The organism is Blastococcus sp. SYSU DS0619 (assembly GCF_054051035.1).
The window spans coordinates 67,410-93,530 of sequence record NZ_JBJHAM010000011.1; the positions used below are offsets into that span (position 1 = coordinate 67,410).

The following is a 26,121-nucleotide window of genomic DNA, read 5'->3' on the forward strand; positions in this document are numbered from 1 at the left end:
ATCGACCGCGGAACCGGTCTCGACGTCCGAGCGAGGAGCGGAGCGTCCCGCGGGAGCGAACCGGCGAGGGGAAGCGGACCGGGGCGTGACCGACGTCCGGGTGCGGCGGGGGCGGCCGGGGCACTCGCTGGAGTCGCTGCTCGACGTCGCCGTCGCGACCTTCAACGAACGCGGCTACGACGCGACGAGCATGGACGAGCTGGCCGCGCGGCTCGGCGTCACCAAGTCGGCCATCTACCACCACGTCCCCGGCAAGGTCCAGCTGCTGCGCCTGGCGCTGGACCGCGCGCTGGACGCGCTGTTCGCCGTCACCGAGGAGCCGGGGGCCACGCAGGGCCGGGCCATCGACCGGCTCGAGCACGTCGTCCGCGGCTCGGTGCGGGTCCTGGTCGCCGAGCTGCCGTCGGTCACCCTCCTGCTGCGCGTCCGGGGCAACTCCGAGGTGGAGCGGGCGGCGCTCGAGCGGCGGCGGGCGTTCGACCGGATCGTCACCGACCTGGTGCGCTCGGCCGAGGACGAGGGCGACGTGCGGCCCGACGTCGACCCCGCCGTCACCAGCCGGCTGCTGTTCGGCGCCGTCAACTCCCTCACCGAGTGGTACCGCCCCGACGGTGGGCTCTCCGCCGACGACCTCGCCGACGCGCTGGTCGTCACCAGCTTCGAGGGGCTGCGTGCGCGGCCCTGACCGGCGCCCCCCTCAGGCCGGGGCGGTCGGGGCGGCGGACACCTGCCGGCTGTGGCCGCGCATCTCGGCCAGCAGCGCGCCGTCGGCCTCCCGGGTGACGGCGACGTCGTAGATGCCGCCCCGCCCGACGACGACGCGCTCGACGGCCGTCGCCCGGAGGGTGTCGCCGGCGGCGGCCGGGGCCAGGTACTCGATGCTGCAGGAGCGTCCGACCGCCGGGTACCCGTGCGAGTTGCAGGCCAGCGCGAACGCGATGTCGGCGAGGGCGAACAGCGCCGCGCCGTGCGCGCTGCCGGCTCCGTTGAGCATCTGCGGGCCGACGGTCAGGTGCGCGGTGACCGCACCGGGGCCGACGGAGCTGACGGTGACCCCGAGCGCCCGGGCGACGGTGTCCTCGGCGAGGTAGCGGCGGACCGCGTCCTCGGCGAGACGCTGCGGTGCCGGGCCGGTCACCGGGGCCGTCCGAGCACCGGTCGGTCACCCGCCGCGCGCTTGGTCCGGTACATCGCGGCATCGGCCCGGGCGACGAGCGCGGCGGGGGTGTCGGCGTCCTCGGGGAAGATCGCCGCACCCGAGCTGGCGCTGATCCGGAGCGCCGTGCCCGCCAGCTCGAGCGGCTCGTCGAGGGCGGCGCGCAGGTGCTCCTGCACCCGCCGGACCAGCTCTGCCGCACCTGCGCGCGCCCCCGTCTCCGGCCGACCTCGCCCCGCCGGGGGCAGACCGGCCAGGACGACGAGGAACTCGTCCCCACCGAGCCGGCCGAGGACGTCCCCGGAGCGGATGACCGAGTGCAGCCGGGTCGCCGTCCAGACGAGTGCGGAGTCGCCGACCGCGTGGCCGAACCGGTCGTTGATCGACTTGAAGTCGTCGAGATCCAGGATCACGGCCGCCACGCTGGCGCCGCTGCGCCGCGCCCGGCGCAGCTCGAGGTCGAGGTGCTCCAGGACGTGCGCCCGGTTGGGCAGGGCGGTCAGCTCGTCGTGGTGGGCCAGGTGCGCCGTGCGCCGTTCCCGGTCGATGCGGGCGGTCACGTCGAGCTGGTGGCCGATGTGGTGCGTGATCTCGCCGTGCTCGTCCCGGACGGTGCTGATGCGCAGCTCGTTCCAGAAGGGGGAGCCGTCGCGCCGGTAGTTCAGCAGCACCGCGTCCACGTCCCGGCCGGCGAGCAGCCGTCGGCGGATCGGCTCCACCTGGCTGCGGTCGGTGTCCGGACCCTGCAGGAAGCGGCAGTTGCGGCCGAGGACCTCCGCCTCGGTGTAGCCGGTCATCCGGAGGAACGCTGCGTTCGCGTACACCAGCGGGAGGTCGGGCTTCCGGGCGTCGGCGATGACGATGCCGTTGCTCGCCCCGGCGACGGCCCGGAGCATCAGCTCCGGCAGCTCCGCATCCGCGACCCGCGGCACCGGTCCTGCCGGGAGGTCCACGAACGGTGGCGGCGTAATCGTCGCGGGCGTCATGGGACGCGTCTTCTCCAGCAGCAGGCCGGCCGCCTCCAGCACCCGCTGCCGGTCGTAGGTCAGCACGTAGTCGAGCCGGCGCCCGGCGGGGTCGGCCGGGTCGGGCCTGCGGGGGCCGGTCTCCCCGACGGGTGGGACCTCCCGCGCTGCCAGGGCGGCCGCGAAGTGCGGGCTCACGACCGTGAGGACCCACTGGTCGGACAGCGGGTCGCCCGCATCCAGCGCGGTGCCCACCACTCCCGGAGCGGGCTCGTCGGGCATCCCCACCCCGCTCACCGCGGTCAGCGCCGTGACGTTGCCGAGCGTCTCGTACCGGCGGCACGTGCGCGCGTTCATGAGATCCGCGTGCTGGAAGTTGGCGAGGACGACGGTCTGCTCGTCCAGGAGCAGGGCCTGGCGCTCGACCTGGCGGGTCATCGAGGCGAGCAGGGGCACGCTGGTGCGCTGCGGATCCGACGCGGCGGCGAGGACGTCGTACGGGGTGGCCACCGCTCCGGGCGCACCGGGCGCCGGCCCCGGAGCGGCCGGCCGGAGGCGCAGGGCGCGCATCCCTGCGGTAGGCAGCTCCCCGGGCCGGCCGAACATCCAGCCCTGACCGAGGCGGGCGCCCATCGCCAGCGCACGCCGGCGGTGCTCCTCGGTCTCGATGCCCTCGGCCAGCACGACCGCGCCGGACCGTTCGGCGTCGGCCCGCACGGCGTTGACCACCCCGGCCGCCTGCAGGTCCGTGTGACCGCGGACGAGCGCGAGGTCCAGCTTGATGACGTCCGGCCGCAGGAACGACATGAGCGCGAGGCCGGCCGGCTCGGCGCCGACGTCGTCCAGCGCCACCCGCCAGCCGATGCCGCGCACCCGCCGGACCCCGCGGACGAGCTCCGCCGGGCGCTCGAGCAGGTCGCGCTCGGTCACCTCCAGGACGACCTGCACGCGAGCGGGCGTCAGCTCGGCCAGCTCGGCCAGGTCCTGGGCGGAGAGGGTCGACAGCGTCGCCGGTTCGGCGTTCACGAACAGCGTGGTCGCCTCGGCGACTCCCGCCACCCCGCGCAGCGCGGCCCGCAGGCACGCCGTGTCGAGCGCGGTCGTCGTCCCCGCGACGACCGCGGCCGCGAACAGCGCGGTCGGCGACTCCAGTGGCCCGGGCTCCCCCCGGGACAGCGCCTCCACCGCCACCAGGCTGCCGTCGTGCAGGTCGACGATCGGCTGGTAGCGCGACCGCACGACGTGCCCGTGGTGTTCCGGCCCGATCATGGGCCGAGCCTCCCACGCGGCCCGTCGGCCAGCGCGGCGTCGACGACCCGCCGGCCGGCCCGCCCGCGTGCCCGGGCTCGCGCCGGGTCAGGAGGCGGGGACCAGGGCCGCCCAGACGTGCTTGCGGGCTCCGACGACCGCCCACCCGAAGGCCCGGGACATCCGGGCGATCAGGTGCAGCCCGAGTCCACCGAAGGCCGGGTCCCGGTCGACGGCCGGAACGGGCGGCCGGTCGGGGCGGGCGTCGCTGACGTCGACCAGCCAGCCGCCGTCGCAGCCCACGACCCGCACCTGCACGGCGGCGCCGCTGTGCCGCAGGCCGTTGGACGCCAGCTCCTCGAACGCGAGCAGCAGCCGGTCGACGTCGTCGGCATCGGCTCCGCGCGGCAGCGTCCCGGCGGTGAGCCCGCGGCGGAGCTCGTTCCGGGCCCCGGTCAGCTCGGCGGGGGAGGTGATGGTCCACGCCCAGGTGCCGTTGACACCGGAGACGGTGGGGACGGGGCGGGGCGCCCAGGCGTCGGGCCGGTCGGTGCTCATCGCTCCCCACGGGTGCTCGGCGGGGTCTGCGTCCGGTACGACGAGAGGCCGGGTGGCCGAGGAGGTGCTGCGAGCCCGCGGGCTCCCACGGTAGCGGCGGTGCGGGCGTCAGGCATCGTGGCCGGCCCGGATCGCGATCAGCGCGACGTCGTCGTCGGCGCCGGCCGCGGGCAGCAGCTCGGTCACCAGGCGGTCGCACAGCTCCTCGAGGTCCGCGCCGGCGGACCGGGTCAGCAGGCCGACCAGCCGAGACAACCCGTGGTCGAGGTCGCGGGAGCCGTCGGTCCCGCCGTGCTCGATCAGCCCGTCGGTGTAGAGCACCAGCGTGCCGCCCGGCGGCAGCGCCGTCCGGTGCGCCGCGCGCGGCCGGTCCGGGTGCACGCCCAGCGGGAGGCCGACCGGGTCGGTGAGCACGTCGACGTGGCCGTCGGGGTGCAGCAGCAGCGGCGGCGGGTGACCGGCCGAGGACCACCGGATCTCCCGGCCGTCCTGACCGGTGGTCGCGGAGCGGACCTGCGCCACGAGCGCGGTGGCGAAGACCTGGTGGCCGAGGGAGTCGCAGGCGGCGTCCACGGCGGTCAGGACACCGGCGGCGGTCGCCGTGCCGTGGTGGCCGGCCATCCGCAGCATCGTGCGGAGCTCGCCCATGGTCGCCGCGGCGTCGATGTCGTGCCCGGCGACGTCGCCGATGACCACGCTGATGCCGCCGCTGGCGTCGAGGAAGGCGTCGTACCAGTCGCCGCCTACCAGCTGCGCGTCCCCCGCCGGCTGGTAGCGGGAGGCGAGCTGCAGCCGGTCGGGCTGGGGCAGCTGGGGAGGCAGCAGGGCCCGCTGCATGGTCTCGGAGAGCGTCCGTTCCCACGCGCGGCCCATCGCGTTCTCCACCACCAGCGCCGCCCGGTCGGCGACGGCGGCCACCAGGTCGCGGTCGGTGGCGGAGTACGGCGCCGAGCCTGTCGTCCGGGCGACGGTCAGCACGGCGACGACCTCGCGGCGGCTGGTCAGGGGCACGATCAGCGCGCTGCAGACCGAGAGCCGGTCGGCGGCCTCGAGCTGCTCGGGCGTCAGCCCCGGGGCGTGGGGGAGGTCGATCAGCTCGATCTCGCCGGTGACGGCGACGTGACCGGGCCCGGCGCTCTCGCCGGCGCGCCGGCCGGCGGAGGCGATCCAGTCCCACAGGGTGGGCAGGTCTGCGGGATCGCGGTGGCGCGCCGCGACCGGCGTGAGGCTGCGGTCGCGCGCCACGGTGCACACGTAGGCGAAGTCGCCCAGTGCGGGGACGGCGAGGGTGGCGATCGCCTCCCACACGTCGGCGAGGTCGGAGCCCGCGGTCAGCAGGTCCGCGATCCGGGCGAGCAGCGCGGCGCGCTCGGCCTCGGCCCGGGCCGCCGCCGTCGCCTGCTCGGCCTGCGCGGTGGCCACGCGAAGGGCCACCTCCCGGGTGGCGATGGCCGCGAGGTCCTCCAGGAGCGCGACGTCGTCGGCGGTCCAGTCGTGCACGTCGGTGTCCACGACGCAGAAGCTGCCGAGCACCTGGCCGTCGGGCGTGTGCACCGGGAAGCCGGCCCACGCCCGGACCCCCATGCCCTCGATGGACGGGTTGTCGCGGGTCAGGTCGTCGGCGGTCACGTCCGACAGCACCAGGGGGTTCCCACCCAGCACGTACTGGCAGAACGACTCGTCGACGGTGTTCTGCACCGGGCCGTCCGCGGGCAGGCCCTGGCGGCTGAGCCAGTACGAGCGCTCGTCGTCGACCACGGTGAGGAACGCCAGGGGGGCGCCGGTCAGCCGCCGCGCGAGCGCGGTCAGCCGGTCGAACGTGGCGCCGGCGGCTGCGTCCAGCAGGTCGGTGGCGCGCACCGCCGCGAGGCGTGCAGGATCCCCGGCGCGTCTCCGGCCGCTCACGAGGCCGTCGCCGGAACGGCTGGCACGGGATTCGGTTGCACATCACCCTTCTAGCAGACGGCGGGAGGACGGTCGCGGCGGCCGACGTCCCGGCGGCGCCCGAGCGGGTGACACGGGTAGCGGTGCCCGGGCATCGTCGGCGGAGACTTGGCTGCTCACGCCCCTTGCGACCGCAATGCCTGGAGACGCCCGTGCCCGACAGCCCCGACCTGCTGCTGGTCGTCAACCGGTCCGCGGGGACGGCCGGGGACGACGCGGTCGAGGCGGCGCTGGCGGAGCTGCGCACCGGCGCCGACGTCGCCGTGGCCGCGACCGCCGACGCCGCGGAGCTCGACGATGCGCTCCGCTCGCACGCCGACCGCCGGGTGGTCGTGCTCGGTGGCGACGGATCGGTGCACGCCGTGGTGGCCGCGCTCGACCGGGCGGGGAGGCTGACCCCCGTCGAGCCGGTCGGCATCATCGCCCGCGGCACCGGCAACGACCTCGCCCGCGCCCTCGGGCTGCCGCTGGACCCGGTCGACGGCGCCGCCGCGGTGCTGGCCGGGGCGCCCCGCCCCCTGGACCTGGTCCGCGACGACGACGGCGGCATCGTGGTCAACGCCGTCCACGCCGGTGTCGGTGCCGAGGCCGCGGCGGAGGCCGTCCGTCTCAAGGGCCGGCTCGGGGCGGTCGCCTACCCCCTCGGCGCCGCGATCGCCGGGATGTCCGGCTCCGGCTGGGAGCTGTGCGTGGAGATCGACGGCCGGGTCGCCACCTCCGAGGCGGAGGGCTGGGCAGCCGACGGCACGACGGGGCTGCTCATGCTCGGGATCTGCAACGGGCCGACCATCGGCGGCGGCACCCCGCTGGCCCCGGACGCCCGGCCCGACGACGGCTGGCTCGACGTCGTCGTCAGCGCCGCGACCGGCCCGGTCGCCCGGGTCGCCTACGGAGCCGCGCTGACCGGCGGCCGGCACGGGGACCGCGCCGACGTGCTCGTCACCCGGGGCCGGGAGGTGCGCGTCTCGGGCAGCGCGGTGGCGATCGACGCCGACGGCGAGCTGGACGAGGTCGCCGTCGCCCGGACGTGGCGGGTGCAACCCGCCGCCTGGTCGGTGCTGGCACCCGGATAGCTCCCGACGGTCCGGAGCCGCCCTGGAACGATCCGTCCGAGCCGGACATGTACCGGATGTGTTCGCGACGCAGGGGCCGCCACCCATGACCAGCCCGCTCCCGGGCGGCGACCCGTTCGAGGAGGTCTACCGGAGCTCGGGCACCGCGGTGCTGGGCTACGCCCTGCGCCGGTGCGCCTCGCGCGAGGACGCCCTCGACGTCGTCGCCGAGACCTTCGCGACGGCGTGGCGCCGCCGGGCCGACATGCCCACCGACCCGGACGAGGCGCGCCCCTGGCTGTTCGGCATCGCCCGCAGGTGCCTGGCCAACTCGCTGCGCGGCAACGACCGGGCCGCCCGGCTCGGCGAGCGTCTCGCCGGGGCGTTCGAACCCGGCGCGGTGCCCGACCCCGCCGTCCTGCACGAGCGGACGGCGGACGGCGGGCGCGTGCGGGCGGCCCTCCGGCAGCTGTCGGAGGAGGACCGCGAACTGCTGACGCTCGTCGCCTGGGAGGACCTGACCCCCGCCCAGGTGGCCACCGCCCTCGGCCTGACCGCCGGCACCGCCCGCGTCCGGCTGCACCGCGCCCGCGCCCGGCTCCGGGCCGCCCTCGACGTCCCCGCTACCCCCGAGGAGACCTCCCGTGACCGCTGACCGAGAGCTGGACACCCTGCTCCGGGCCGCCGCCGGCGTCCGCGACGCCGACCTGCCGCCCCTTCCCGACGACTTCCTCGCCGCCCTGCGGAGCGGGCCCGGCGAGCCGGCGTCCGTGGTCGCCGCCCGGCAGCTGGTCGCCGACGCCCACGCCGCGCGCACCACCCGCCGGTCACGCCGCCCCCGGCGGAAGGTCCTGGTGCGGGCCGGTGCCGGCGTGCTGGTGGTCGCCGCGGCGTGGACCACCGCCGTCGTCGTGGACAGCTCGCCGGGGGAGCCGCCGGCCGCGACACCCGCTCCGACGCAGCCCGCCCCGGCGCCCGCCGCGCCGACGGAGCTCCCGCTCGACCCGCCCGGCGGGCTCACCCTCGTCGCGGCCGAGGCGGTGACCTTCCCGTACTCGCTGGACCCGGCACCGGCGGACCTGACCCCCGTCCTCGGCCGATACGGCGGGCTGGAGTCGTTCGGGACGGTGGACCCCGTGGTGCACACCGCGCGCTACCGCTCCGCCGACGACCCGGGTTTCGGGTTCAGCATCTCGCCCGGGGACCCGCGGATCCCCGAGCCGGGCGTGTTCGAGGCGCCGGCCTACACCGACGACGAGATCGACGAGCGGGGCACCGTGCTCGTCGACGGGCAGCCGGCGGACTTCGTCCGGGCCACGTTCGAGACGCCCGACTGCCGCTACGTCCCGGCGACGCCGCTGCAGGAGCAGGAACCCGACGAGCTGTGCAGCACCGCCTACGCCGAGCTCGTCTACCAGCGGGACGACGGCCGGTGGGTCTCGCTCGTGGGCCAGGGGGACCGGTACGGCCGGGAGTCGGCGCTGGTGGAGGTGGCCGAGTCGATCGTCGACCGCCCGCAGCCGGTCCAGCTGCAGTTCGGCCTCGCCCCCGACGGCTGGGTCGTCTCCAGCTACGAGAGCCTGGCCAACCTCGCGCTCGTGGACGAGCGGAACCCGACCAGCCTCAGCGACCGGATCGCCGTCAGCCTGCTGGAGCGCTGGCGCGGTTACGACCAGCCCGGGGACGTGCTGCAGGGCATGGCCGACGGCAACCCCGTGGAGCAGGTGACGGTGAACGGGCTGCCGGCCGCGCTCGTGTCGGTGCCCGACCACTTCGCCGATCCGGAGCTCGGGCGCCGGATGTGGTACCTGTCGGCGCAGCTCCCCGACGGCGCGCTGTTCCTCTTCCAGGCACCCGACTCGCTCACCCGCGAGGACGTGCTCGCCATGGCCGACGGGATGACCTACACCCCCTGACCGGCGGTCTACGGTGCCGGCATGGCCGCCGCGCGCACCGCCGCCCGACTGTTGCTCGGCGCCGTCATGGTGGGCGCCGGGGTGCTGCACCTGACCACCCAGCGGCAGGAGTTCGGGGCTCAGGTGCCCGACTGGTTCCCCGTCGACCAGGACCTGACGGTGGTCGCGTCGGGCGTCGTCGAGATCGGGCTGGGCGCGGCCTTCCTCGCGTTCCCCGCCGAACGCCGGATCGTCGGGGCCCTGCTGGCGGCGTTCTTCGTGGTCGTCTTCCCCGGCAACGTCGCGCAGTACCTCGAAGGCACCGACGCCTTCGGCCTCGACACCGACCGCGAGCGCCTCGCACGGCTGTTCTTCCAGCCCGTCCTCGTCCTCTGGGCGCTGTTCGGCGGCGGCTGGCTGCGGTCCTCCCGAGCGCCGCGGACCCCCGACGCCCGCTGACCGGGGTCGCCCGCCGGGGTGCGGCGGTGGTTCCGTACCGGCCGGTAGGCGGTGTGACCTGGGACCAGGGGATAGGTTCGACGGGGATCCGGGTCGTCGGCGCAGGGGAGTGGCACGGTGGGTGCGAGCGGCAGGTCGGTGCTGGTCACCGGCGGCAACCGGGGGATCGGGCTGGCCATCGCCCGCTCCTTCGCCGAGCAGGGCGACTCCGTCGCGGTGACGCACCGCGGCAGCGGCGCCCCCGACGGCCTCTTCGGGGTGCGGTGCGACGTCACCAGCACCGAGGACGTCGACCGCGCGTTCGGCGAGGTCGAGGCGCACCAGGGGCCGGTGGAGGTGCTGATCAGCAACGCCGGCATCACCCGCGACGGCCTCCTGATGCGGATGAAGGAAGAGGACTTCACCGACGTCGTCGACGCGAACCTGACCGCCGCCTACCGGGTGGCCAAGCGGGCGACCGCCAAGATGGTGCGGGCCCGCTCGGGCCGGATGGTCTTCGTGTCCTCGGTCGTCGGGCTGCTGGGCTCGGCCGGGCAGGCGAACTACGCGGCGAGCAAGGCCGGCCTCGTGGGCCTGGCCCGCTCGATCGCCCGCGAGCTGGGCAGCCGGAACATCACGGCCAACGTGGTGGCGCCCGGGTTCGTGACCACGGACATGACCGCGGAGCTGCCGGAGGCCCGGCAGCAGGAGATCCTGGGGCAGGTGCCGCTGGGGCGGTACGCCGACGCCGACGAGATCGCCGGCGTCGTGCGCTTCCTGGCCTCCGATGCGGCGGCTTACATCACCGGGGCGGTCGTCCCGGTCGACGGCGGACTGGGGATGGGGCACTGATGAGCGGGATTCTCGAGGGCAAGAAGGTCCTGATCACCGGCGTCCTCACGGAGGCGTCGATCGCCTACGCGACCGCCCGGCTGGCCCAGGAGCAGGGCGCCACCGTCGTCCTCTCCAACTTCGGCCGTGCCCTGTCGCTGTGCACGCGGATCGCCAAGCGGCTGCCGCAGGAGGCCGCGGTGGTCGAGCTCGACGTCACGGACACCGAGCACCTGGCCACGCTCGCCGACCGGCTGCGGGAGCAGGGCGTCGACCGCCTCGACGGCGTCGTCCACTCCATCGGTTTCGCGCCGCAGGAGGCGATGGGGGAGGGCTTCCCCGAGGTCGCCTGGGAGCACGCCGCGACGGCGTTCCAGGTGTCGGCGTGGTCCTACGCCTCGCTCACCCAGGCGTGCCGGCCGCTGCTGGCCAACCCCTCCTCGGTCGTCGGGCTCACCTTCGACGCCTCGGTCGCCTGGCCGGTCTACGGCTGGATGGGGGCGGCCAAGGCGGCGCTGGAGTCCACCTCCCGCTACGTCGCCCGCGAGCTGGGGCCCGACGGCGTGCGGTCGAACATCGTCGCCGCCGGCCCGCTGCGCAGCATGGCCATGAAGTCGATCCCCGGCAGCAAGCAGTTCGAGGAGGCCTGGGAGGGGCGCGCTCCGCTCGGCTGGTCGGTCACCGACACCGAGCCCGCCGGCAAGGCCGTCGTCGCGCTCCTGTCGGACTGGTTCCCCGCCACCACCGGGGAGATCGTCCACGTCGACGGGGGATTCCACGCCGTCGGCGTGTGACCTGACCAGAGACACCCCCGTCGGCGGGGACGTGCATCCGCCGGCACCCCGCAACAGGAAAGAACCTACGTGCCCCGCGCAATCGTCGACATCACCCCTGCCGGTCAGCGACCCGACGAGGACCCCTCGCTCGCCGTCCGCAACAACGGCGGCGTCCCGCCGTCGGCCGAGCCCGCCCCGCCCGGCCGGCGGGAGGCGCTGCTGCTCCTGTCGTTCGGCGGCCCGGAGGGCCATGACGACGTCATGCCCTTCCTCGAGAACGTCACCCGCGGCCGCGGCATCCCGCGCGAGCGGCTCGAGGAGGTTGCCGAGCACTACCACCACTTCGGCGGCGTCAGCCCGATCAACGACCAGAACAAGGCGCTGGTCGCCGCGCTGGAGGCCGAGCTCCGCTCCGCCGGGATCGACCTGCCCGTCTACTGGGGCAACCGGAACTGGGCGCCCTACGTCGAGGACGTCTGGCAGCAGATGACCGACGACGGCATCCAGCACGCCTACGTCCTGGCGACGTCGGCCTACGCCTCCTTCTCCGGCTGCCGGCAGTACCACGAGGACGTCGCCCGGGCCCGGACGGCGCTGACCGGGGACGCCGCCGCGCCTGGTGGGCCGACCGCGGAGAAGCTGCCGCACTACTTCGACGCCGACGGCTTCGTGCGGGCCAACGCCGATGCGCTCGCAGCGGCGCTGGCCGAGCTCCCCGAGGACGTGCGCGACACCGCCCGCCTGGTCGCGACGGCGCACAGCATCCCCGACACGATGGCCGCCGTCGCCGGCCCCGAGGGGCACGCCTACGAGGCGGAGCTGCAGGCCGCCGCCCGGCAGGTGGTCGACCTCGTCGCGCCGGGCCGGGAGTTCGACCTGGTCTGGCAGAGCCGCAGCGGCCCGCCGTCGGTGCCGTGGTTGGAGCCCGACGTCAACGACCACCTGAAGGCGCTCGCGGAGGCGGGGGAGCAGGCCGTCGTCCTCTTCCCGGTGGGCTTCGTCAGCGACCACCTCGAGGTGATCTGGGATCTCGACAACGAGGCCAAGGAGACCGCCGGGGAGCTCGGCCTGGCCTTCGCCCGGGCCGCCACCGCCGGCACCCACCCGGCGTTCGTGACGGCGCTGCGCGAGCTGCTGGAGGAGCGCCGGGCCGGTGGCGAGCCCCGGCTCGGCACCAACTGCCCGGCTTCGTGTTGTTTCGTGCCGCCGCGACCGGGCCGGCCGGCGAGCAGCTAGGTCGCTCCGGGGGTGCTCCTCGCGCTCCCGGGGGCCTGCGGGACTCCCAGAGCGGGTCCCTGTGCGCGGAAGGATGCCGTCCCGTTATCGCGGGACGGCGTTGTAGGCGGCCACCACGGCTTCACGGACCGCGTCGGAGAGCGGACGCAGGGCGGCGTCGCGGGCGGCGGCCTGCCCCCGGGTGACGGCCGCGCCTGGGGCGTCGGTCGAGGCGAGGTCCAGCACGGCGGCCAGCCGCTGGGCGCGGCCGAGCACCGAGAGCGCCAGCGGGTCGTGGTCGAAGGGCAGACCGGGGGCCGGCTTCGGGCGGGCCAGGTCGGCCAGCAGCGCCGGCACCTCGGGGTGCCAGCGCGCGAGGTCCAGGCCCACCAGGGTGCGGGCGGCGTCGCCGACGGCCAGGTCGAGGGCGCCGGATGCCGCGCGCAGCGTGCCCTCCACCGGCGGTGGCGGGGGCGCCGCGCCGTCCAGGGGGAAGGCCGTCCAGGTGACCACCTCGGGGCCCGGCCGCGGCACGAGCACCACCCGGTCGCCGACGGCGGCCTGACCGGCCTCCAGCGCCGCAGGAGCCAGCCCCGGCACCGCCGGCAGCCCCCGGACGTCGCCGGGCACCGGCAGCACCAGCCGCAGCCGCTGCTCGCCCAGCCCGCGCAGCGCCGTCAGCGCCGCACCGAGCGGCACCGCCCCCGGCTCCCCGGGCATGCCCGTCACCAGGTGCGCGTGCGCGCCGGTCAGCGAGTCCAGCGCCTCGTCGTAGGACGTGCGTCCGGACAGCCAGGCGGTGGACCAGACCGCGAGGCGGCCGGCGGGGAAGTCGTGCACCGGCCGAGGCTACGACGGCGCGGTCCGGCCGCCGATCCGGCACCCGGACGCCTCCGCTCTGCCAGACTCGGGTCATGGCGTGGTTGCTCTGGCTCATCGGTGCGGGACTCCTGGCGATCGGTGAGGTCTTCACCCTCGACCTGGTGCTGCTCATGCTGGCCGGTGGCGCCGTCGGCGGGATGACGGCCGCGCTGCTCGGCTGGGGCGCGGTGCTGCAGATCGTCACCTTCATCGTCATCTCCGGCGCGCTCCTGGTGCTGGTGCGGCCGCTGGCGCAGAAGCACCTCACCGACCGCACGCCCCTGCAGCTCGACGGCGTGGACACGCTCATCGGGCAGACGGCGAAGGTGACCCGCGACGTCGACGTCTCGGGTGGCCGGATCCGCGTCGGTGCCGACGAGTGGTCGGCCCGGAGCCAGCACGGCGGGGAGTCCTTCGCCGCCGGCGAGACGGTGCGCATCCTCCAGGTGGACGGCGCGACGGCGGTCGTCGGCGACGCGCTGGAGTGACGATCGTCCACAGGGTGCTGACGTGGGCGTACCCGGCGGGGGAGGATCGAGGCTGACCCCCGACGAAGGGAGCCAGCCGTGGATGCGGCGCTCATCGCACTGCTCGTCATCGCCGTCCTGGTGATCGTCGTGATCGCCAAGAGCGTGACCATCGTTCCGCAGGCCCAGGCCAAGGTCGTCGAGCGGCTGGGCCGGTACAGCCGGACCCTCTCGCCCGGCCTCTCGCTCCTGGTGCCCTTCATCGACCGCGTGCGTGCCACGATCGACCTGCGCGAGCAGGTCATCTCGTTCCCGCCCCAGCCGGTCATCACCGCCGACAACCTGCAGGTCGGCATCGACACCGTCGTCTACTTCCAGGTCACCGACCCCCGGCTGGCGGTGTACGGGATCGCGAACTACATCACCGGCATGGAGCAGCTGACCACGACGACGCTGCGCAACGTCGTCGGCGGGCTGAACCTCGAGGGCGCCCTCACCGGCCGGGACGGCATCAACAGCCAGCTCCGCTCGGTGCTCGACGGCACGACCGGGCCCTGGGGCCTGCGGGTCGCCCGCGTGGAGATCAAGGCGATCGACCCGCCGCTGTCCATCCAGGACTCGATGGAGAAGCAGATGCGCGCCGACCGCGACAAGCGCGCGATCATCCTCACCGCCGAGGGGCAGCGCCAGGCCGCGATCACGTCCGCGGAGGGCGAGAAGGCCGCCGCGATCCTGTCGGCGGAGGGCCAGAAGCAGTCCGCCATCCTCGAGGCCGAGGCCGAGCGGCAGAGCCGGATCCTGCGCGCCGAGGGTGAGCGCGCCGCCCTCTACCTGCAGGCGCAGGGTCAGGCGAAGTCCATCGAGACGGTGTTCCAGGCCATCCACGACGGCAAGCCCGACCAGGGCCTGCTCGCCTACCAGTACCTGCAGACGCTGCCGCAGATCGCCAAGGGCGACGCCAACAAGATGTGGATCGTGCCCAGCGAGTTCAGCAAGGCGCTGGAGGGGCTGGCCAGCCTCGGCGGCGCCGAGGGCGGCAAGTCCTGGATGGACGTCGACCCCGCGGAGGGCGCCGGCAACGGCTCGTCGGGCGGTGGCCTGGACACCAGCAGCTGGTTCGAGTCGCAGCTGCCGGCCGCGGCCGAGCAGCCGGAGGCCCGGATCGAGCTGTCCAGCATCACCGACTCCGCACCCGCCATCCCGACCCCGCCATCGCTGTCGGAGGTGACGCAGGACGTCCGGGACAGCGGCCCGGCGGCCGATCCGGTCGTCCGGCAGCAGTTCGGGACCGAGGACGGGCAGCAGTAGGCGGCACTCCCGTCGGGCGACGGTGGCCCAGGACCGTGCGGTCCTGGGCCACCGTCGTGTCCGCCCCCCGCGGGGCGGCGCTGCTCAGTCCTTGAGCAGGCCCTCGCGGAGCTTGGCCAGGGTCTGGCTGAGCAGGCGGGAGACGTGCATCTGCGAGATGCCGATGTCAGCGGCGATCTGCGACTGCGTCATGTTGCCGAAGAACCGCAGGATGAGGATGCGGCGCTCGCGGGCCGGGATGGTGGCCAGCAGCGGCTGCAGGGACTCGCGGTACTCCACGCCCTCCAGCGCGGCGTCCTCCTCGCCGAGCGTCGCGGCCAGGGTGGGGGAGTCGTCCTCGCCGGAGAGCCGCTCGTCCAGCGAGCTGCTCCGGTAGGCGTTGGCCACGGCCAGGCCCTCGAGCACCTCGGCCCGCGGGATGCCCAGGTGCTCGGCCAGCTCCGACGGGGTGGGGGCGCGGCCGTTCTTCTGCGCCAGCTCACCGACGGCGGCGTTCAGCGACAGGTGCAGCTCCTGGAGCCGGCGCGGGACGCGCACCGACCAGCCCTGGTCGCGGAAGTGCCGCTTGATCTCACCGGTGATCGTCGGCACCGCGAAGGAGAGGAACTCCACCCCGCGGGTCGGGTCGAACCGGTCGATGGCAGCGATCAGGCCGAGCGTGCCCACCTGGAGCAGGTCGTCGAACGGCTCGCCACGGTTGCTGAACCGGCGGGCGAAGTGCCGCACCAGCGGCAGGTGCTCCTCGACGAGGATCTCCCGCAGCCGCTCGCGGCGCGGGTCGGTCTTCTCCAGGGTCGCCAGCTCGGCGAACAGCGGTGCGGTGCGCTCGGCCCGCTTGCGGTTCTCCGACAACGGCGGTGCGTCGGGCTCGGGAACGGGCGCGACCTCGGCCACCGGCTCGTCCTGGGGGACGACCGGAGCGTCGGCCGCGGGGTCGGCCGGCGTGCCGTCGGCAGTGTTCAGGGGTTCCTCCTCGCGGGAGTCGGTGGCAGCCGACCGGCTCACCGGGGCACCGTGAGGTTCTGCTCCGGCCCGCCGCTCACCCCGGTCGGATGCTGGCCGGGGAGGTACTTGTCCAGCGAGATGACCGCGACCGGGCCGTCGGAGCCGTCCCCGCCGGGTACCTCGCGCGCGGTGGACCGGCGGCCCTCGACCGCGTCCACGAGCGCGGCGAGCACCACCCAGCCGAAACCGTCGGTGGGTACCTCGGTGCCGTCGGCCGTGGGCACCCAGGCATCGATGTGCAGCCCGGAGCGGGTGGTCTCGAAGACCACGGTGAGCGGCGCGTCGCCCAGGGCGATCGGCGTCAGGGTCGCGCAGGCCTCGTCGACGGCGAGCCGCAGGTCCTCCACGGCGTCGAGGTCGTAGTCCATGCGCATCGCCAGGTCACCGGTCATCGCCCGCACCGCGGGCAGCTGGGTCGCGGTGGTGGGTACCCGCAGCTCCAGGCGCTCGGTGCGTCGTCCGTCCTGCGCGAGGGGGCCCCTCGAGTCGACCATCCGTCGTCCGCTCCTTCGTTGCCGGCGCGCTCGACCCTCGAGTCGCGGCGGTGCATCCTGCCGGTCGGCCCGGCCACGGGGGCGGACCCGGCACCGGCCGGTGCCCAAGATGCCCGTTTACCCGCTGGTAGGGGCCCGTAAAACGTGGTGGTCACCACGCTTTTCGACGGCCCCCGGCCGCGGTTGCCGCGGCCGGGACCCTGTTGTTTCCTGGCCCGAGATGAGCGCCAGTTCCGGCAGTCTGCCACCCGCATCCGACGGCACCCTGGACGAGGGTGCCGCTGTCCTGCTCGCTGCCCTCGAGAGCTCGCCCGACGCCGTCTTCTGCCTGGCCGCGGACGCTCCCGCGCCGCTGTGGGCCAACGCCCGCGCCCGGGCGCTCGGCCCCGGGCGCAACGGTCTGCCGGAGATCTCCGGGCGCCCCCTCGCCGACCTCGTCGAGGCCGCGGTGAAGAGCGGTCGGGCGGAGACCCTGCACGGCACCCTGGGCCACCACGGGCCGGCGGCGACGGCCACCGCGCGGCCGATGACCGTCGCCGGGGGGGCCGGTGCCCTCGTCGTCGTCGAGGCGGCTGCCGACGGCGACGTGCACCGCGCGCAGCTGTCGCTGCTCCCGCCGTCGCTGCCGATGCTGCCCGACGTCGGGCTGTCGGGCAGCTACCACCGGGCCAGCGATCTGTCGGTGGCCGGCGGCGACTGGTACGACGCCGTGCCGCTGGGCAAGGGACGGGTCGCCCTCGTCGTCGGCGACGCCGTCGGGCACGGGGTGCCCGCCGCCGGCGCGATGAGCCGGCTGCGCGGCGCGCTGCGCTCCACGCTGCTGCGGGATCCGGAGCCGGCGGTGGTGCTGGCCGCCCTGGACGCCTTCGCCGCGGAGATGGACGACGTCGAGGGCACGTCGGTCTTCTACGGCGTCCTGGACGCCGCGACCGGGCGGCTGGTGTACAGCGCCGCCGGTCACCCCGCGCCCCTCGTGGTGCGGCCCGACGGCGGCACCGCCTTCCTCGAGGTGACGCCGCGGCCCCCGCTGGGCAGCCTCCCCGGGGCGCCGGCGCCCGTGCACGAGGGCGTGCTGCCGCACGGCGGCACGCTGGTGCTCTTCTCCAACGGCGCCGTCGCCGGCGCGGCCGAGCCCGCAGAGGCGCTCGAGAGCCTCGGCCAGGCGGCCCGCGAGGTGCTCGGCGCCCCCGGCGCGCTGGACGTGGACGGCGTGGCCGGGCTGGCCGGGGCCATCGCCGAGGGGGTGCGCCGGCCGCACGGCTGGCTGGACGACGTCGCCGTCCTGGTGGCGCACCGCCGGGCCACCACGCCGGGAGCGCTGCGGCTGGACCCGCCGGCGGTGCCGTCGGCGCTGCCGGGGGTGCGCCGGCAGCTGAACGCCTGGCTCAGCGGGCTCGGCATGGGGGAGCAGGACCGGGTGGGCGTCATGGTCGCGGTCGGCGAGGCCTGCGCCAACGCGGCCGAGCACGCCTACCGGGGCACCGAACCCGGGCCCATGTCCGTGGCGGCCCAGGTGGACGTCGACGGGGTGCTCACCGTGATCGTCCACGACGAGGGCACGTGGCGGCCGCCGGACCGCGATCCCGGCGACCGCGGGCGCGGGCTGCTGATCATGCGCCAGCTGGTCGACGGCGTGACGCTGGAGGAGGACCACGGGACGACGGTCACCCTGAGCTTCCGGCTCCGCCGCACCCCGGACGAGGACCTCGACCAGCCCCGGCTGCCCGACAACGCCGACGTGGTGGTCGACCGGAACGGCGAACGCCCGGTGGTGCGGGCCAGCGGCGCGGTCGACGTGCCGGCCGCCGAGCAGCTGCGCATCCGGATGCTGGAGGCCAGCCACGGCGGGGCGACGCCGATGGAGCTCGATCTGGCCCGGGTGAGCCTGTTCAGCAGCGCCGCCGTCCGCGTGGTGCTGGCGATGGCCCGCATCGCCCGCGACGAGTCCTGGCGGCTGGTGGTGCACGCACCCGAGGGCGGGGTCACCCGGCACGTGCTGGAGATCAGCGGGCTCGACGGCCTGGTCGAGCTGCGCTGAGGCGTGACTCTCCGTCCCGGGGGGTTTGCGGAACGCCCCCGGTGCTCATGCACCGCCCGTGAGACTGCGGCGCAGCGACGTGCACGGCCCTGGTTACCGGCGCCGGAGGGCAGGGCGGGGCTTCGCCTACTACGACACCGACGGGGCGCTCCTCAAGGACGACCGCCTCGACCGGATCCGGGCGCTGGCCATCCCGCCGGCCTGGAAGGACGTCTGGATCTGCCCGTGGCCCAACGGGCACATCCAGGCCACCGGCGTGGACGCGGCCGGACGGCGGCAGTACCGCTACCACGACGCCTGGCGGGCCCGGCGCGACGCCGAGAAGCACGAGCGGGTGCTGGAGATCGCCCAGCAGCTGCCCGACGTCCGTGACGCCGTCGTCTCCGCCCTGCGGACGCGTGGGCTCAATCGGGAGCGGGTGCTGGCGACTGCGGTCCGGCTGCTCGACCTGGGTGCCTTCCGGGTGGGCAGCGAGCAGTACGCCGAGGAGAACGGCACCTACGGGCTGGCGACGCTGCGGCGGGAGCACGTGCGGGTGCGCGGGGAGCGGACCTTCTTCTCCTACACCGCGAAGGGCGGCATCGAGCGCGAGATCGAGCTGACCGACCGCCCCACCGCCACCGTCGTGCGGCAGCTGCTGGAGCGCCCCGAGGGCACCGGCGCGGAGCTGCTGGCCTACCGGACCGACGACGGCGGGTGGCGGGACGTCACCAGCGACGAGATCAACGCGTTCCTGAAGGAGATCAGCGGGGCGGAGATCACGGCCAAGGACTTCCGCACCTGGAACGCCACGGTGATGATGGCCGCGACCCTCGCCGAGGGCGCGCCCCCGGCGACGAAGACCGCGCGCAAGAAGGTCATCAGCGCGGCCTACAAGGCCGTCTCGGAGCAGCTGGGCAACACCCCGGCCGTGTGCAAGGCCAGCTACGTCGACCCCCGGGTGGTCGACCGGTTCGAGCACGGGGAGACGGTGGCCGACGCGCTGCGGGCGGCGGCCGACGTCGAGGCCGACCGGGACGCGCAGCGCACGCTCGAGCAGGCCGTCTGCGCGCTGCTGTCGGCCTGAGCGGCGACGATGGCCCTCTGAGCGGCGACGATGGCCTCCTGAGCGCGACGAAGGCCCCTGCCGCGGGTGCGGCAGGGGCCTTCGTCGCCGGCCCGCTGAGGGGCCCGCCGTCAGCGGGTGGGGCTGTCGGCGATGGTGAAGAGGTCGATCAGCCCGGTGACCTCGAGCGGCCGGGTGACCGCGCGGGTCGTGGCGATCAGCCGCAGGGCGACCTCGCGGCTGCGGGCCGACTTCTGCGTCTCGACGAGCACGGCCAGCCCGGCGGAGCCCAGGAACTGGACGCCGGAGAGGTCGATCACGAGCTCACGCGGCTGCTGCTCGAGCTGGCTGTCCAGCGTCGAACGGAGCACGGGGGCGGTGAAGGTGTCCACCTCGCCGACGACCGTCACCGTGACCGTGCCGTCCTCGTCGGTGGAGGTCGACAGCGTGATCACGTCGTCGAAGGGCGCCTCGGTGCCCTCGGTCGACACGTCGGGCTGCCCCTCGGCAGGCAGGTCGGAAGTGGTCACGGACAATTGCTCCTCTCGGCGGCACCCGGACGGCTGCCCGCCCGGACAATCTACCGCTGGTGCGTCCCGGGGACTCGTGGTCCCCGAAGCGCCGGTGGTCGAACGTGGTGCGTGCCGGACCGCCGGTCCGGCACGTGCGGCTACCTGCTGAACCGCGGACCAAACGTAGACAACCTGACGGGCGCGCGCCAACCCACCCCCCGGGCGACACCCGAGCAGGGGTCGGCGGGGGGTGGGTCCGGGAGCGGGACGCGGGCGGCGATCAGCCGTCGGTCACGTGGACGGCGCTCTCCTCGGGGCCCTCGCCACCGATCGCCACGTCGGCGGTCGCCTCGACGTCGTCGGCGGTGCGGTTCGTGCCGGAGTCGCTCTCGGGCGTGGTGGAGGTGTCCTGCTCCAGCTGCGCGTCCGCGCGCTGCGGGTCCTCGGCGGGACGCAGGTCCGCGGCGTCGTCGGGGAGCTCCCGGTCGAGCCGGCCGCCGAGCGACTCGCCCTCGGACTGCTCGAAGGCGGTGGTGCCGAAGTCGGTGGTGGCGGTGGCGTGCTCGCCGGGCATCGGCTCGAACTGGGGGTCCTCGGCCCGCTCCATGGTGGGCGAGTCGTCCTGCGACACCTCGGGGATGCCGTCGTCCTCGGGGAAGATGTCGCGCGCGGTCTGGCCCTCGGGCTGCGTCATTGCGGTGTCTCCGTCTCTGCGCGGCGTGCGCGCGTGCTGTGCGTGCGTCCGGCGGGGGACGCGGAGCCGGTCGGGGGGACCGGCGTCGGACAACCGCCCTACCCGGCGCGTGCGCGGGCATGCGCCGGTGTGCGTCGGCGCACTCCGGCAGCGCCGGCGGCATGGCGGCGGCCCGCCGGGGGTAGCCGGGGGCCATGGCAATCGCAGACGAGGTGCAGCGGGTCGGCGCACCGATCTTCCGGTGGGCGCGGACCCAGAAGCGCGAGTACACCCACGGCGAGGCGCGGCCGCTCGGCGGTGACCTGGGTGCCATGGGCGTGTACGGCAGTCTCGTGGCAGCGGGCGCCGTCGCGGTGCGCGCCTCCGGCCGGCAGCTGCCGGAGCGGATCCCCTTCGGTGACGCCGCGCTGCTCACCGTCGCGACGTTCCGGCTGGCCCGCCGGCTGGCCAAGGACCCGGTGACCGCGCCGCTGCGCGCGCCCTTCACCTCCTTCCAGGGGCCCTCCGGGCACGCCGAGGTGGCCGAGGAGGTGCGCGAGCACGGCGGCGTGAAGCACGCCGTGGGGGAGCTGCTCACCTGCCCGTTCTGCCTGGCGCAGTGGGTGGGGACGGCGTTCGTCTTCGGCTACGTCGCGGCGCCGCGGGCGACCCGGCTGGCCGCGCTGACCATGACCACGGTCGCCGGCTCGGACGTGTTGCAGTTCGTGTACGACGCCATCCAGAACGGCGCGCTGACGGGCGAGAACGGGGCCGAGGGCGAGGACGAGCCGCCGTCCTGACCACCGTCGCCCGAGCGGCGGTCCTCCGTCAGGGGGAGGTGGCGCGTCGTTCGCGCTGCCGCGGGTACGGGTCCGCACCTATCGTGTGATCTTGACCCGGCTCCGGGTCCGGGACCGCCCGGCGAACCGGGTGCGAGGGAGGGGCGGCATGCGATCGATCTGGCGCGGCGCCGTGTCGTTCGGCCTGGTCAGCATCGGCGTGAAGCTGTACTCGGCCACCGAGGACAAGGACATCCGCTTCCACCAGGTGCACGCCACCGACGGCGGCCGGGTGAAGTACAAGCGGGTCTGCTCCATCGACGGCGAAGAGGTGGAGTACAGCGACATCGCCAAGGGGTACGAGCTGCCCAGTGGCGAGGTCGTGATCCTCACCGACGAGGACTTCGAGGAGCTCCCGCTCTCCACCCGGCGCGAGATCGAGGTCCTCGAGTTCGTCGCGCAGGACGAGATCGACCCGATCATGTTCGAGAAGACCTACTTCCTGGAGCCCGACGGCCCGGCTGCGCGCCCGTACGTGCTGCTGCGTGACGCCCTGGAGAACGCCGGACAGGTGGCGATCACGAAGATCGCCATCCGCCAGCGCGAGTCGCTGGCCGCGCTCCGGGTGCGCGACGGCGTCCTGGTGCTGCACACGATGCGCTGGCCCGACGAGATCCGCCGTCCGGACTTCGCCTTCCTCGACGAGGACATCTCCGTCCGGCCGCAGGAGCTGAAGATGGCCGAGGCGCTCATCGGCTCGATGACCGCGGAGTTCGATCCTGCCGAGTTCACCGACGACTACCGCGAGGCCATGACCGCCCTGCTGGAAGCCAAGCAGAGCGGCGGCGAGGTCGCCCCGCAGGCGGAGGCGCCCGACGACGGGGCCGCCGTCGTCGACCTGATGAGTGCGCTGCGCCGCAGCGTCGAGCGCGCCCGCGGCGGGGCCCAGGACGACGACACCGCTTCCGGGACCGCCTCCGAGGGGGCTGGCGACGCCGACGCGGGGGAGGACGCCGCGCCGGCCGGGAACGCCCCCGCGAAGCGCGCGTCCGCGCGGAAGGCGGCGGCCGCCAAGGCCCCGGCGAAGAGGGCCGCTGCGAAGAAGGCCCCCGCGAAGAAGGCCACGGGGAGGACCGCGGCGGCGGAGAGCGCGCCGGCGACGAGCGCCGCGGCCAAGAAGACGACGGCCTCGAAGAAGACGGCAGCGGCCCAGAAGACCGCGGGCGCCGAGAAGCCGCCGGCCAAGCGCGCCCGCCGCAGCGCCTGACGTGCCCGCCCGCCCCGGCGGCCGGCGCCCGGCTCGACGTGCGGACCCGCTGGCCGAGTACCGCGCCAAGCGGGACCCGGCCCGGACCGCCGAGCCGGTGCCGCCGGCCGGGCAACCGCTGCCGACGGGCGGGGACGACACGTTCGTCGTCCAGGAGCACCACACGCCCCGCGGCCGCACGGGGGAGCGGGTGCACTGGGACCTCCGGCTCGAGCGGGACGGGGTCCTCCGGAGCTGGGCGGTGCCCAAGGGCCCACCGCTGGAACCGGGCAGCAACCGGCTCGCCGTCCCGACCGAGGACCACCCGCTGGGGTACGCGTCCTTCGCCGGCACCATCGCCGAGGGCGAGTACGGCGGCGGGGAGGTGACCATCTGGGACGCCGGCCGCTACGCCACCGAGAAGTGGGACGAGCGGCACGTCATCGTGACCTTCGACGGCCGCCGGCTCACCGGCCGCTATGCGCTCTTCCCGCTCGCCGACGGCACCTGGAACGTGCGGAAGCTGGACGCGACCCCATCGGTGGAGGCGACTCCCGCGCCGCTGCCGATGCTGGCCACCGCGGGGCAGCTGCCGCCGGCGGCGGAGGACGGCGGCTGGGGCTTCGAGTTCAAGTGGGACGGCGTGCGGGCGGTCGCGACCGTGCGGGCCGGTGTGCCGACGCTGTCCTCGCGCAAGGGCACCGACATCACCGTCCGCTACCCGGAGGTGGGGAGGCTGCCCGGCGCGCTGGCCGGCCGCGACGTGGTCGTCGACGGCGAGATCGTGATGATGGACGCGGCCGGGCGCCCGGACTTCGGGGCGCTGCAGAACCGGATGCACCGCACCGGGCCCGAGGTCCCGCGGATGGCGGCGGCCGCGCCGGTGACGTACCTGGTCTTCGACCTGCTGGAGCTCGACGGCGAGGACCTGCGGTCCCGGCCCTACGCCGCGCGCCGGGACCTGCTCGACGAGCTCGCCCCGGCCGGACACCGGTGGGTGCTGACGCCGTGGTTCCGCGGTGGCGGCGCGGACGTGCAGGCGGCCAGCGAGGAGAACGGGCTGGAGGGCGTCGTCGCCAAGCGGCTGACCTCGCCCTACCGGGAGGGCGTCCGCAGCCCCGACTGGCGCAAGGTCAAGAACTTCTCCACCCAGGCGGTCGTCGTCGGCGGCTGGCGGCCCGGCCAGGGCCGCCGGTCGGGCACCATCGGCTCGCTGCTGGTCGGGGTGCCCGACGACGACGGGCGGCTGGTCTACGTGGGGCACGTCGGCACCGGGTTCCGCGACCAGGACCTGCGCGACCTGCAGCGTCTCCTCACGGCGCGCACCACGCCGCCCTTCGCCGGCTCCCTGCCGCGCGAGGTGACCCGCGACGCGCACTGGGTCGAGCCGGACCTCGTGGGCGAGGTCGCCTACGCCGTGTGGACGGCGGACGGGCGGCTCCGGCACCCGGCGTGGCGCGGGGTGCGCGACGACCTGGAGCCCGACGACGTGGTGCGGGAACCGTGAGCCCGACCAGGCAGCGGGTGGAGATCGCCGGGCGGCAGCTGGCGGTGAGCAACCTGGAGAAGGTGCTGTTCCCCGAGGTGGCGTTCACCAAGGCGCAGGTCATCGACTACTACGTCCGCATCGCGCCCGTGCTGCTGCCGCACCTGGCCGGCCGGCCGGTCACCTTCACCCGGTGGCCCGACGGCGTGGAGGGGCAGGCGTTCTTCGAGAAGAACAGCGCCCGCCACGCGCCCGAGTGGGTGCGCCGGGTGACGCTGCCCAGCCCCGGCAGCTCGAAGGGCCGGGAGACCCTCGACATGGTCGTGCTGGAGGACGTCGCCGACCTGGCCTGGGCGGCGAACCTCGCGGCGCTGGAGCTGCACTTGCCCCAGTGGCAGGTGGACGACGAGGGTGCGGCGCAGCTGCCCGACCTGCTGGTGCTCGACCTCGACCCTGGCCCGGACACCGGCATTGCCGAGTGCTGCGAGGTCGCCGAGCGGCTCGGGCAGCGGCTGGAGGCCGACGGCCTGGACCCGGTGGTGAAGACGTCCGGCTCCAAGGGGATGCAGGTGTACGCGCCGATCGAGCGGCCGACCGACCGGGAGCACCCCAGCCGGTACGCCAGGATGCTGGCGCAGGAGCTCTCCGCCGAGACGCCGGAGGACGTCGTCTGGCGCATGGAGAAGGCGTTGCGCCCGGGCAAGGTTCTCATCGACTGGAGCCAGAACAACCCCGCCAAGACGACGGTGGCGCCCTACTCGCTGCGGGCGCGCGCCGGGGCCACCGTCTCCACGCCGGTCGGCTGGGACGAGGTCGACGCCGTGCGCGACGGCTCGCTCGATCCCACCGCGCTGCGGTTCACCACCGACGACGTGCTCGCCCGGGTCGAGGAGTACGGCGACCTGTTCGACGTCGCCGGCGCCACGCGCGCGCCGCTGCCCGAGGTCTGAGGTGTGCGGGTGACGCTGGATGTCGCGGGGCTGCTCCGCCGGGTCCACGAGGGCACGTTCGGCGAGGACGTCGAGGCGGTGTGGGACACCGAACCCGGTGCTCCGCACGTCTACCGCGTTCCCCTGAGCGCCAAGCCGGACGGGCACCGGCGCACCGTACGGCTGAGTGCGGCGACGACGGGCTACTTCGAGATGACCGTGCCGGACCTGCACATCGGTACGTCGCTGGTCGAGTACGACGACGAGGGCTACATGGAGGCGATCCTCGCGGCGCTGGCGCTTCTGGCCCAGGCTTACCTGCGGGGTGGCGGCCGCGTCGATCACAGGCGGGGCCTGCTCGGCACCCGGACCTTCCTCCGGATCACCGTCGACGGCAAGGAATGGGTCCTGGGCAGGCGTCGGAGCATCGTGCACTACCCGGCGGATCCCTCGGCCTGAGCCGGTCAGTCCGCCTCTGGTCGCAGACCCGGATCCACCTCGGGTGGGACGACGGGAACGCCGGTCCCGGCCAGGCTGGTGCCGTGACCAGCACCCTTGCCTTCCCCGAGCACGTCGTGACCCGGAGAACTCAGCCCGCGCCGTGGTCGGTGCTCGCCCTGGCAGTCCTCGTGCTTGGTACCGGCGGCGGGGTGCTGACCGAGCACCTGCAGGGCGTGCTCGACGGCCCCTGGGCGATGTGGGCGAACTCCGTCGCCGCCTGGTGCGTGCCCGCCTTCGCTGTCGGAGCCCTCGCGGTCCGGGTGCTGGTAGCGGCCGTCGCCGGAGTCGTCACCGAGTTGCTGCTCGTCACCTCCTACTACGTGACGCAGTCAGCGCAGGATGTTCCGCACGCGACCTCGACGGCAGTCGGGTGGCTGGCCGCCGGCGTCGTCGCGGGGATGGTCTTCGGCATCGCGGGAGCGTGGTGGCGTGCGGGGGAGGGCTGGCGCGGCTCGGTCGCGGTGGCGCTGCTGGCGGGCGTGCTGGTGAGCGAGGGGCTGATGCGGGCGGTCCGCTTCCCGTGGCAGGGGTCGTCGGGCGTGATCATGGCGGCCGTCGGGGTGGTGGTCGCACTTCTGCTGGGGCGGTCCTGGCGGCAGCGGCTGGCGGCTCTCGCCCTGCTGGCCGTGGTCGTGCCGTTGGGCCTGCTCGGGACCGAGATCGTCGACCGCGTGTTCGCCGCCTGGTAGTCGCCGGGAA

The 26,121-nt window shown here is 75.0% G+C and carries 27 protein-coding genes; 18 read left to right on the plus strand and 9 right to left on the minus strand.

Features of this window, described 5'->3' with window-relative positions; translation table 11 throughout:
- The first annotated feature begins 85 nt into the window (after positions 1 to 85).
- Positions 86 to 685: a TetR/AcrR family transcriptional regulator gene (locus tag ACI79T_RS13635; RefSeq protein WP_456610608.1), complete on the plus strand. Its 600-nt coding sequence runs from the start codon at positions 86 to 88 to the stop codon at positions 683 to 685.
- A 12-nt stretch (positions 686 to 697) separates the two neighbouring features.
- Here the strand turns inward: ACI79T_RS13635 and ACI79T_RS13640 are convergent, their stop codons facing one another.
- From ACI79T_RS13640 to ACI79T_RS13655, 4 genes are all read right to left on the minus strand, one after another.
- Entirely contained in the window at positions 698 to 1,138 is a 441-nt protein-coding gene (locus tag ACI79T_RS13640; protein WP_456610609.1) for a hotdog fold thioesterase, read from the minus strand.
- Positions 1,135 to 3,390 (minus strand): diguanylate cyclase domain-containing protein, encoded by a 2,256-nt coding sequence (locus ACI79T_RS13645; RefSeq protein WP_456610610.1) that lies wholly within the window; start codon positions 3,388 to 3,390, stop codon positions 1,135 to 1,137. The genes ACI79T_RS13640 and ACI79T_RS13645 overlap by 4 nt, the downstream gene beginning before the upstream one ends.
- A gap of 87 nt (positions 3,391 to 3,477) precedes the next feature.
- A complete protein-coding gene (locus ACI79T_RS13650) occupies positions 3,478 to 3,927 on the minus strand; it encodes an ATP-binding protein (RefSeq protein WP_456610611.1) in 450 nt (149 codons plus the stop codon).
- Positions 3,928 to 4,035: 108 nt separating this feature from the next.
- The gene (locus tag ACI79T_RS13655; RefSeq protein ID WP_456610612.1) at positions 4,036 to 5,787 is read right to left on the minus strand and encodes a SpoIIE family protein phosphatase; all 1,752 of its coding nucleotides are present in this window, start codon (positions 5,785 to 5,787) and stop codon (positions 4,036 to 4,038) included.
- Between the two features lie 236 nt (positions 5,788 to 6,023).
- Between ACI79T_RS13655 and ACI79T_RS13660 the strand changes: the two genes are divergently transcribed.
- The 7 genes from ACI79T_RS13660 (at position 6,024) to ACI79T_RS13690 (ending at position 12,099) form a co-directional block, all read left to right on the plus strand.
- Positions 6,024 to 6,944: a diacylglycerol/lipid kinase family protein gene (locus ACI79T_RS13660; protein ID WP_456610613.1), complete on the plus strand. Its 921-nt coding sequence runs from the start codon at positions 6,024 to 6,026 to the stop codon at positions 6,942 to 6,944.
- Between the two features lie 85 nt (positions 6,945 to 7,029).
- Complete coding sequence (locus ACI79T_RS13665; protein WP_456610614.1) at positions 7,030 to 7,578, plus strand: RNA polymerase sigma factor; 549 nt, start codon at positions 7,030 to 7,032, stop codon at positions 7,576 to 7,578.
- Entirely contained in the window at positions 7,568 to 8,839 is a 1,272-nt protein-coding gene (locus tag ACI79T_RS13670) for a hypothetical protein (protein WP_456610615.1), read from the plus strand. The genes ACI79T_RS13665 and ACI79T_RS13670 overlap by 11 nt, the downstream gene beginning before the upstream one ends.
- Positions 8,840 to 8,860: 21 nt before the next feature.
- On the plus strand, positions 8,861 to 9,277 hold the full coding sequence (locus ACI79T_RS13675; RefSeq protein WP_456610616.1) for a DoxX family protein: 417 nt from the start codon (positions 8,861 to 8,863) through the stop codon (positions 9,275 to 9,277).
- 117 nt (positions 9,278 to 9,394) lie between these two features.
- Positions 9,395 to 10,108 carry a 3-oxoacyl-ACP reductase FabG gene (gene fabG, locus ACI79T_RS13680; protein WP_456610617.1) on the plus strand — a complete coding sequence of 238 codons (714 nt, stop codon included), beginning with the start codon at positions 9,395 to 9,397 and terminating at the stop codon, positions 10,106 to 10,108.
- Positions 10,108 to 10,881 carry an enoyl-ACP reductase FabI gene (gene fabI / locus ACI79T_RS13685; protein ID WP_456610618.1) on the plus strand — a complete coding sequence of 258 codons (774 nt, stop codon included), beginning with the start codon at positions 10,108 to 10,110 and terminating at the stop codon, positions 10,879 to 10,881. The genes fabG and fabI overlap by 1 nt, the downstream gene beginning before the upstream one ends.
- A 69-nt stretch (positions 10,882 to 10,950) precedes the next feature.
- On the plus strand, positions 10,951 to 12,099 hold the full coding sequence (locus tag ACI79T_RS13690; RefSeq protein WP_456610619.1) for a ferrochelatase: 1,149 nt from the start codon (positions 10,951 to 10,953) through the stop codon (positions 12,097 to 12,099).
- An 84-nt stretch (positions 12,100 to 12,183) separates the two neighbouring features.
- Here the strand turns inward: ACI79T_RS13690 and ACI79T_RS13695 are convergent, their stop codons facing one another.
- On the minus strand, positions 12,184 to 12,918 hold the full coding sequence (locus ACI79T_RS13695; RefSeq protein WP_456610620.1) for a hypothetical protein: 735 nt from the start codon (positions 12,916 to 12,918) through the stop codon (positions 12,184 to 12,186).
- Positions 12,919 to 12,992: 74 nt separating this feature from the next.
- Here ACI79T_RS13695 and ACI79T_RS13700 point away from each other — a divergent pair, with 74 nt between their 5' ends.
- Positions 12,993 to 13,427 carry an NfeD family protein gene (locus ACI79T_RS13700; protein WP_456610621.1) on the plus strand — a complete coding sequence of 145 codons (435 nt, stop codon included), beginning with the start codon at positions 12,993 to 12,995 and terminating at the stop codon, positions 13,425 to 13,427.
- A gap of 78 nt (positions 13,428 to 13,505) precedes the next feature.
- On the plus strand, positions 13,506 to 14,714 hold the full coding sequence (locus ACI79T_RS13705; protein ID WP_456610622.1) for an SPFH domain-containing protein: 1,209 nt from the start codon (positions 13,506 to 13,508) through the stop codon (positions 14,712 to 14,714).
- Between the two features lie 84 nt (positions 14,715 to 14,798).
- On the opposite strand, the gene ACI79T_RS13710 is transcribed toward ACI79T_RS13705, so the two are convergent.
- Together ACI79T_RS13710 and ACI79T_RS13715 are read right to left on the minus strand one after the other, a co-directional pair.
- Complete coding sequence (locus ACI79T_RS13710; RefSeq protein WP_456610623.1) at positions 14,799 to 15,719, minus strand: RNA polymerase sigma factor SigF; 921 nt, start codon at positions 15,717 to 15,719, stop codon at positions 14,799 to 14,801.
- Entirely contained in the window at positions 15,716 to 16,213 is a 498-nt protein-coding gene (locus ACI79T_RS13715) for an ATP-binding protein (protein WP_456610624.1), read from the minus strand. Before ACI79T_RS13715 ends, ACI79T_RS13710 begins: the two co-directional genes overlap by 4 nt.
- Before the next feature lie 220 nt (positions 16,214 to 16,433).
- Here ACI79T_RS13715 and ACI79T_RS13720 point away from each other — a divergent pair, with 220 nt between their 5' ends.
- Both ACI79T_RS13720 and ACI79T_RS13725 read left to right on the plus strand, forming a co-directional pair.
- Positions 16,434 to 18,251, plus strand: coding sequence for a SpoIIE family protein phosphatase (locus ACI79T_RS13720; RefSeq protein WP_456610625.1), 1,818 nt, complete (start codon positions 16,434 to 16,436; stop codon positions 18,249 to 18,251).
- Positions 18,252 to 18,309: 58 nt separating this feature from the next.
- A complete protein-coding gene (locus ACI79T_RS13725; protein ID WP_456610626.1) occupies positions 18,310 to 19,317 on the plus strand; it encodes a DNA topoisomerase IB in 1,008 nt (335 codons plus the stop codon).
- A gap of 110 nt (positions 19,318 to 19,427) precedes the next feature.
- On the opposite strand, the gene ACI79T_RS13730 is transcribed toward ACI79T_RS13725, so the two are convergent.
- Complete coding sequence (locus tag ACI79T_RS13730; RefSeq protein WP_456610627.1) at positions 19,428 to 19,826, minus strand: STAS domain-containing protein; 399 nt, start codon at positions 19,824 to 19,826, stop codon at positions 19,428 to 19,430.
- A 262-nt stretch (positions 19,827 to 20,088) separates the two neighbouring features.
- Positions 20,089 to 20,502, minus strand: a complete 414-nt coding sequence (locus tag ACI79T_RS13735) for a hypothetical protein (RefSeq protein ID WP_456610628.1) — start codon at positions 20,500 to 20,502, stop codon at positions 20,089 to 20,091.
- 194 nt (positions 20,503 to 20,696) lie between these two features.
- Here ACI79T_RS13735 and ACI79T_RS13740 point away from each other — a divergent pair, with 194 nt between their 5' ends.
- The 6 genes from ACI79T_RS13740 (at position 20,697) to ACI79T_RS13765 (ending at position 26,111) form a co-directional block, all read left to right on the plus strand.
- The gene (locus ACI79T_RS13740; RefSeq protein WP_456610629.1) at positions 20,697 to 21,281 is read left to right on the plus strand and encodes a DUF1360 domain-containing protein; all 585 of its coding nucleotides are present in this window, start codon (positions 20,697 to 20,699) and stop codon (positions 21,279 to 21,281) included.
- 148 nt (positions 21,282 to 21,429) lie between these two features.
- A complete protein-coding gene (gene ku / locus ACI79T_RS13745; RefSeq protein WP_456610630.1) occupies positions 21,430 to 22,527 on the plus strand; it encodes a non-homologous end joining protein Ku in 1,098 nt (365 codons plus the stop codon).
- A gap of 1 nt (position 22,528) precedes the next feature.
- Complete coding sequence (ligD, locus tag ACI79T_RS13750; protein WP_456610631.1) at positions 22,529 to 24,013, plus strand: non-homologous end-joining DNA ligase; 1,485 nt, start codon at positions 22,529 to 22,531, stop codon at positions 24,011 to 24,013.
- Entirely contained in the window at positions 24,010 to 24,942 is a 933-nt protein-coding gene (ligD, locus tag ACI79T_RS13755) for a non-homologous end-joining DNA ligase (protein WP_456610632.1), read from the plus strand. The genes ligD (ACI79T_RS13750) and ligD (ACI79T_RS13755) overlap by 4 nt, the downstream gene beginning before the upstream one ends.
- Positions 24,943 to 24,951: 9 nt before the next feature.
- Complete coding sequence (locus ACI79T_RS13760; RefSeq protein WP_456610633.1) at positions 24,952 to 25,380, plus strand: hypothetical protein; 429 nt, start codon at positions 24,952 to 24,954, stop codon at positions 25,378 to 25,380.
- Positions 25,381 to 25,463: 83 nt separating this feature from the next.
- Positions 25,464 to 26,111 carry a DUF6518 family protein gene (locus ACI79T_RS13765; RefSeq protein WP_456610634.1) on the plus strand — a complete coding sequence of 216 codons (648 nt, stop codon included), beginning with the start codon at positions 25,464 to 25,466 and terminating at the stop codon, positions 26,109 to 26,111.
- The last annotated feature ends 10 nt before the right edge of the window (positions 26,112 to 26,121 follow it).